Annotated in this window: 7 protein-coding genes; 4 read left to right on the forward strand and 3 right to left on the reverse strand. The window is 57.0% G+C overall.

Annotated features, from left to right (window positions below; translation table 11 throughout):
• Nucleotides 1-119 precede the first annotated feature (119 nt).
• The 3 genes from E1H13_RS21985 (at nucleotide 120) to E1H13_RS21995 (ending at nucleotide 3,459) form a co-directional block, all read left to right on the forward strand.
• On the forward strand, nucleotides 120-905 hold the full coding sequence (locus E1H13_RS21985; protein WP_169616714.1) for an MBL fold metallo-hydrolase: 786 nt from the start codon (nucleotides 120-122) through the stop codon (nucleotides 903-905).
• Between the two features lie 169 nt (nucleotides 906-1,074).
• On the forward strand, nucleotides 1,075-1,245 hold the full coding sequence (locus tag E1H13_RS21990; protein WP_169616716.1) for a ssl1498 family light-harvesting-like protein: 171 nt from the start codon (nucleotides 1,075-1,077) through the stop codon (nucleotides 1,243-1,245).
• Nucleotides 1,246-1,341: 96 nt separating this feature from the next.
• The gene (locus tag E1H13_RS21995) at nucleotides 1,342-3,459 is read left to right on the forward strand and encodes a hypothetical protein (RefSeq protein ID WP_169616718.1); all 2,118 of its coding nucleotides are present in this window, start codon (nucleotides 1,342-1,344) and stop codon (nucleotides 3,457-3,459) included.
• Between the two features lie 105 nt (nucleotides 3,460-3,564).
• On the opposite strand, the gene E1H13_RS22000 is transcribed toward E1H13_RS21995, so the two are convergent.
• Together E1H13_RS22000 and E1H13_RS22005 are read right to left on the reverse strand one after the other, a co-directional pair.
• Nucleotides 3,565-3,831: a hypothetical protein gene (locus tag E1H13_RS22000; RefSeq protein ID WP_169616720.1), complete on the reverse strand. Its 267-nt coding sequence runs from the start codon at nucleotides 3,829-3,831 to the stop codon at nucleotides 3,565-3,567.
• Nucleotides 3,832-3,879: 48 nt separating this feature from the next.
• Entirely contained in the window at nucleotides 3,880-4,539 is a 660-nt protein-coding gene (locus E1H13_RS22005) for a DUF938 domain-containing protein (protein WP_169616722.1), read from the reverse strand.
• Nucleotides 4,540-4,820: 281 nt separating this feature from the next.
• Here E1H13_RS22005 and E1H13_RS22010 point away from each other — a divergent pair, with 281 nt between their 5' ends.
• A complete protein-coding gene (locus tag E1H13_RS22010; protein ID WP_169616732.1) occupies nucleotides 4,821-5,627 on the forward strand; it encodes a glucose 1-dehydrogenase in 807 nt (268 codons plus the stop codon).
• 71 nt (nucleotides 5,628-5,698) lie between these two features.
• Here the strand turns inward: E1H13_RS22010 and E1H13_RS22015 are convergent.
• Nucleotides 5,699-6,000: LuxR C-terminal-related transcriptional regulator (locus E1H13_RS22015; RefSeq protein WP_169616724.1), on the reverse strand; the 302-nt coding region annotated here is incomplete at its 5' end.

A 6,000-nucleotide genomic window follows, 5' to 3' on the forward strand; every position in this document is an offset into this window, starting at 1 on the left:
AATTTCAGGGGTGATCAGCAGGGGCTTACCCCTGACGCTTTTTTCAGGGACTGTAACAATCTTTTACAATGTAAGAGGCGACAGATTCAAGTCTGGCCAACTGAAATGGAGATAGGGTCATGCAGGTAACGTGGTTTGATAGCAATTCCTGGCTATGGGAAATGGCGGGCAAGCGAATTTTGGTGGATCCTTGGCTGGTTGATGATCTTGTGTTTGGACATCAGCCTTGGCTATTTAAAGGAGAACATCCACAGCCCCACCCTTTGCCTGAGCATCTGGACTTAATTTTGCTAAGCCAAGGCCTGGAGGATCATGCCCATCCCCCCACCCTGAGCGTCCTGGATCGTCAGATTCCTGTGGCCGGGTCACCCAATGCGGCCAAGGTGGCCAGGGAGTTGGGCTACGAACAGGTGACGACCCTGCATCATGGGGAGGTGTTTACCCTAGACCGGGTACTGACCATCAAGGCGGTGCCCGGTGCTCCCCTTGGCCCGACCTTGACCGAGAACGGCTATGTGGTGCGGGACTTAGTCTCTCAGGTGGCCCTGTTTTACGAGCCCCATGGTTACCATCGGTCTGATCTGGCGGATGAGGGCCCCATTGATGTGGTGATTACCCCCATGGCAGACCTGGCGTTACCCCTGGTCGGGGCAATCATCCGTGGTCGTAAAGGTGCCCCAGAACGGGTGGACTGGCTCGATCCCCAGGTGGTCTTACCCACGGCCAATGCTGGAGAAGTCATGTACAGCGGTGTGCTCAACACTTTGCTAAAGACTGATGGAGGGCCAGCGGCCTTGGCCCAGCGACTGCAAGCCCAGGGGCGCTCAACCCAGGTGATCACACCGATCGTGGGGCAACCTGTTCCCCTGGACCTGAGTGCCAAGCGGTCAGTGGCGGCCCAGTGACTATATCACCTGTGATCATACCCATCGGTAAACATACCTAGAAAAGGCTGAAATGGTTTTTGAGAGGTCACTTCAGCCATCAACAACCAGATCTTGCCCTATTCAATCATTCAGACTTCAGGTAACCTTATGTGAAGGTAAACCAAGTTTTGAGAAGGACAGTTAGCCCATGCCTTACACCACCGAAGACGGCGGTCGCCTGAATAACTTCGCTAATGAGCCCAAAATGTACGAGGCGGCTCCTCCTACCGCAGCCCAAAAGCGTAATTATGTCATCCTGGGTGGGCTAGCTATGGCGTTGGTGGCGGGTCTGTGTGTGGTTGCGGCTTCGGTATCTTAGGGAATTGTCCTATGGCCGCATGCTTGGCTTTTAATACTCTGGCCAGCGCTACAGTAGGGCAGAAACAGTAGGGCAAGGCAGGATTCACTGAGGGTAATGGATCATAGGCCACAGTGGCTAGACGGGGTCAGCGGTAGCGGCAAAACCACCTGGCTAATTCAGCAGTTGACCAACTGGGTCACTCAGCCGAGTCATCAAACCCTAGGCCAAAGTACGTTAGTCTTTGCGGCCAATGGTGATAATCGGTTGCGACTGGCTGAGCGCATTGCTGCCATGGTACCTAGCCAGTTTTCGGTGGTGACCACCACCCCCAACGGCTTTATTCAAGACGAAGTCACCCTATTTTGGCCCCTGCTAGTCAATCATCTGGGGTTGATGCCGCAGTTTCCCCTGCGGTTGCGTCCCGAAAATGAGCAAGAGTTAGTCTCAGCCCTGTGGCAGATGCCTCTACAAGATGGCACCTTGACCATCGAAGGCTGGCAAGAGGCTCAAACGGTAAGGCGATCGCTGGATTTTTTGCAGATGGCTGCGGCCGCGAGCATCCCGGTGGAGGACTTGCCAGTGCTATTGCCGGAGGGCATACCGCCAGGCTTTGCCCCAGAGCACGTCTGGCGATCGATCGGAGAAGCGTTGATCCACTGGCGGGATTGGTGTCTGGGTCGGGGGTTGCTCACCTATGGGGTGATGACCGAATTGTACTGGCGACATCTGTTGCCGCAGCCGCTGTATCGGGAAAAACTGCTGGCCCGTTACAGCGGCGTCTTTGTGGACGATTTGGATGAGTACCCAGCGATCGCGGCAAACTGGCTTCAGGTCTTTATCGACCAGGCTCAACCCGTGGCCATCACCTGGAATCGCCACGGCAAAGGGCGCATGGGCCTAGGGGCTGATCCTGACGCCCTGGAAGAGTGCCTGAAACCCCAGTGCCAGGTGACCCCCCAACCTACCCCGAACCCAAATACCCTGGGCTACCAGTGGGGCGATCGGGTGGTGGAATGGGTAATGGATCCGTTAGCGCTGCCCGAACCACTGCCCTGTTTTGAGACCCTGCAAACCGTGTCCCGGGGGGAATTGCTGCGCCAGACCGCAGAGCACATTACCCAGGCGATCCATACCGGTCAGGTGGCGGCCCATGAGGTGGCGGTGTTGGGGCCAGGGCTCGATGCGATCGCCCGCTACACCCTGGCCGAAATCTTGACCAACCGGGGGTTGCCCGTCGCCTCCCTGAACGATCAACGCCCCGTCATTCACTCCCCGCTGGTGCGGGCTCTGTTGACCCTGCTCACCTTTGTTTACCCTGGCTTAGGCCGGTTAGCCGACGCCGAGTCGGTGGCCGAAATGCTGGTGGTGTTAAGTCAAATTCCCCAAGCCCCAGAGGAAGCAGCCTGGTTTGACACGATTCACATTGACCCGGTGCGGGCCGAACTGCTGGTAGACCACTGCTTTGCCCCCAGCGTTGATCAGCCGGAGCTGCTGCCGGTGGAACGGTTTGACCGTTGGGATCGACTGGGCTACAAGGCGACCGACGCCTATGACCGCCTGCGCCAGTGGATTGATCAACAGCGCCAACAGCGCCAGCGACGGTTAGTGCCAGGGGTGATGAGTGTCCTGGACCGAGCGATTCAGACATTTTATTGGGGAGGCAGCCACTTACCCCCCGATCAGCTCTCTGCCCTGCGGGAACTGATGGAAACCGCTCAACACTACTGGGCGGTGGAAGAGCGCCTGCGCCAGAGTACTTCCCTGGGGGGAGAGCACCCCACCGGTACCACCAAAACCGCCTTAGAACGCTTTATATTGCTGTTGCGTCAGGGGACCGTCACCGCTGACCCCTACCCCGTGGAGTCGGCGGACCCGACCCAACGGGTAATTACCATTGCCACCGTCTATCAGTACCGCTTACAGCGACTGCACCATCGCTGGCACTACTGGATTGATGCCGGTTCCCCCCGCTGGCTGGCCGGTACGGATACCTTGCTGTTTGGCTACCCGCTATTTTTGGGTTCCTATCCTGGGTGCCCCTGGACCCAAGACCACCTGGACCAGCTGCACCGCGATCGCCCAGAGCGCATTTTACGAGACCTACTGGGCCGGGTCACAGAACGGGTCATACTCTGCCACAGCGAGTTAGCGGTCAGTGGTCAAGAGCAAATTGGCCCCTTACTCACCCTGGTCCATGCCAACGCCGACAATACTAAAGATAACGTCACCTAAAGCAACGGTATAGGCTGTCAAGACTTCGGGGTACCCGGAGGGCGGGGTGGGTTCTTCGGGCTTGTTTGACCCACCCCTACCCCTCCAAAGGAGGGGATCTCGGAGCTAAGCCACCGCTGGTCCCAGGGTGGATGAAATTCGCATGGCCAACTCTGTGAGGTTATCGAGATCGCTGCAAAACTGTTCCGCCTTCGGGCGGGGCACCCCAGTGGTCACCATATATTCCACCAGCAGGTTAAACAGCATATCCTCGGCCAACTGCCGCTGTTCTGCCTGCCCCTGCCGTTGATAAACCAAAAACTCTTGGCAACGCAGGGCCAAATCATGATACGTGCTGTTGCCCACCAAATACTCCAGGCTGCTAACAATCATGGCCACCTCAGAATGTCGGTGGCTTTAGTTTAGCGAATGGCCAACCGGTCAACCGCTGCGGCTGAACACCACAGAAAGATTGTTGGCGGGCATCGCCACGGTCGCCTGTAGCGCCAGTCCCTGCTGCTGGGCGACCTGGACCACGGCCTCTACATCCCGCACCCCCCACTGGGGATTGTGGGCCTGCAAGCTGGCATCAAAAGCGGCATTGCTGGGGGCGGTGTGTTCGCCGTTTTGCTTAAAGGGGCCATACAGGTACAGTACTCCCTGCGGCGGCAACAGTCGCCCAGCCCCGGCCATCAGCCCCAGGCAGGCCGCCCAGGGGGAAATGTGCACCATGTTGATATTGACAATAGCTGTGATCGGCTGATGTTGCAGCCAGTCGATCTGGCCCTGTTCTAACTGCCCTGATTCCACTGGCCATACTGGGGCACACACATCCAGGTGCACTGGGGCTTGGAGGGTTTCGCAGGGTACCGTTTGCCGCCAAGCGACAATACTGTTCAACGCTTCTGAATCGCGATCGCTGGGTAACCACCATCGGGGCGCCAAGCGAGGGGCAAAGTACACCGCATGTTCGCCAGTACCACTAGAAATTTCCAACACTGTGCCGGTGGGGGGCAGCACCCGTTGCAGCACCGCCAAAATTGGGTCGCGGTTGCGTTCGGTGGCTGGGGCATAGCGGCGAGCATCAGGGGAAAACACCATGGAGGTTAAAACCAGATAACGGCTCGCCCAACCTTAGCAAAAAGCTGCCCTCTCCCTGACCAGAAAATTGGCCCTAGGGAGGGTGTTTCACAGCAGGATATCCGTCTATAACGTTATCCAGGTTTTTCCATGGACTTGCCCTCAGCCTTGGCATAACTGGCAAAATATGTCGCAGTGACATGTCGCCGTGGTTTCTCTGGGTCGCCCGCCCATCCCAATTCGCCTAATCCCCCAACGGCACAGCGTTAACAACATTAATAATCTGGAGAACATAGCCCATGATGACAGGACTCGCAGGCAAGACAGCGCTAATCACTGGTGGCAGCTCAGGCATTGGCCAGGCGATCGCCATTCGGCTAGCGGCAGAAGGCTGTAACGTGGCCATCGGCTACCGCAGCGGCAAAGAGGCGGCCGCCGACACCGAAGCTACCGCCCTAGAAAAAGCTAAGGCCGCTGGCCACGATACCGTCAAAACCCTTCTGGTGCAGGGAGATGCCGCCATTGAGGAGGATATTCTGCGGGGCGTTGCCAGCACCATTGATACCCTGGGGGGGCTTGATATTTTGGTCAACAACGCTGGCATCCAAAACGACTACCCGTCCCACCAAGTCCCCACCGACAAGTTTGACCAGGTGATTGCGGTCAACCTGCGCGGCCCCTTTTTGTATTCCCGGGAAGTGATTCAATATTGGCTGGACCAAAATCGCCCTGGCATCATTCTGAATGTCTCCAGTGTGCATGAGGCCATTCCTCGGCCCCAGTATGCCAGCTATGCCATCAGCAAAGGTGGCATGGAAAATTTGACCAAAACCTTGGCTCTAGAATACGCGGAACGTCAGATTCGGGTAAATGCGATCGCCCCTGGGGCCACCATTACCCCCATCAACGAAGATTGGGTCGAAGACCAAGAGAAAAAAGCTAAAGTGGAAAGCCACATTCCCATGGGGCGGGCCGGTACCAGCGACGAAATGGCAGCGGCAGCAGCATTTTTAGCGTCTGACGAAGCCGCCTATATCACTGGGCAGACCCTGTTTATTGACGGTGGGCTTACCCTCTATGCCGACTTCCGTGAAGCCTGGTCAGCGTAGGTTTTCTAACCGGTTCCGGAGGGGACGGCGAGGTGAAGCACACAGACTGACGCCAGAATTCACCCTCCTCCCTAAATCCAGCCACGTAGGGTCGCCTGGTACACCCCCTGGTAACGGTTCTTAGCCTTGAGCTTGGCTAGGCTATTGTTGATGTGAAACTTGACCGTACTCTCGCTGATGTAGAGAGCTTGGGCAATATCGCGATCGCGCTTGCCTTCAGCCAGTAACTGCATCACTTGTTGCTCCCGACTCGACAATAGAGGCGCGTCCCCTGAGGAAATAAAACTCCCATGGACCTTAACGGGTGACAACGTACCTAGAGAGCTTGCTGCATCAGGGATAGAGCATAGAAACCTCGCTGAAAATAGAGTTG

Origin of the sequence: Nodosilinea sp. P-1105, assembly GCF_012911975.1 — a bacterium.
GTDB lineage: Bacteria > Cyanobacteriota > Cyanobacteriia > Phormidesmidales > Phormidesmidaceae > Nodosilinea.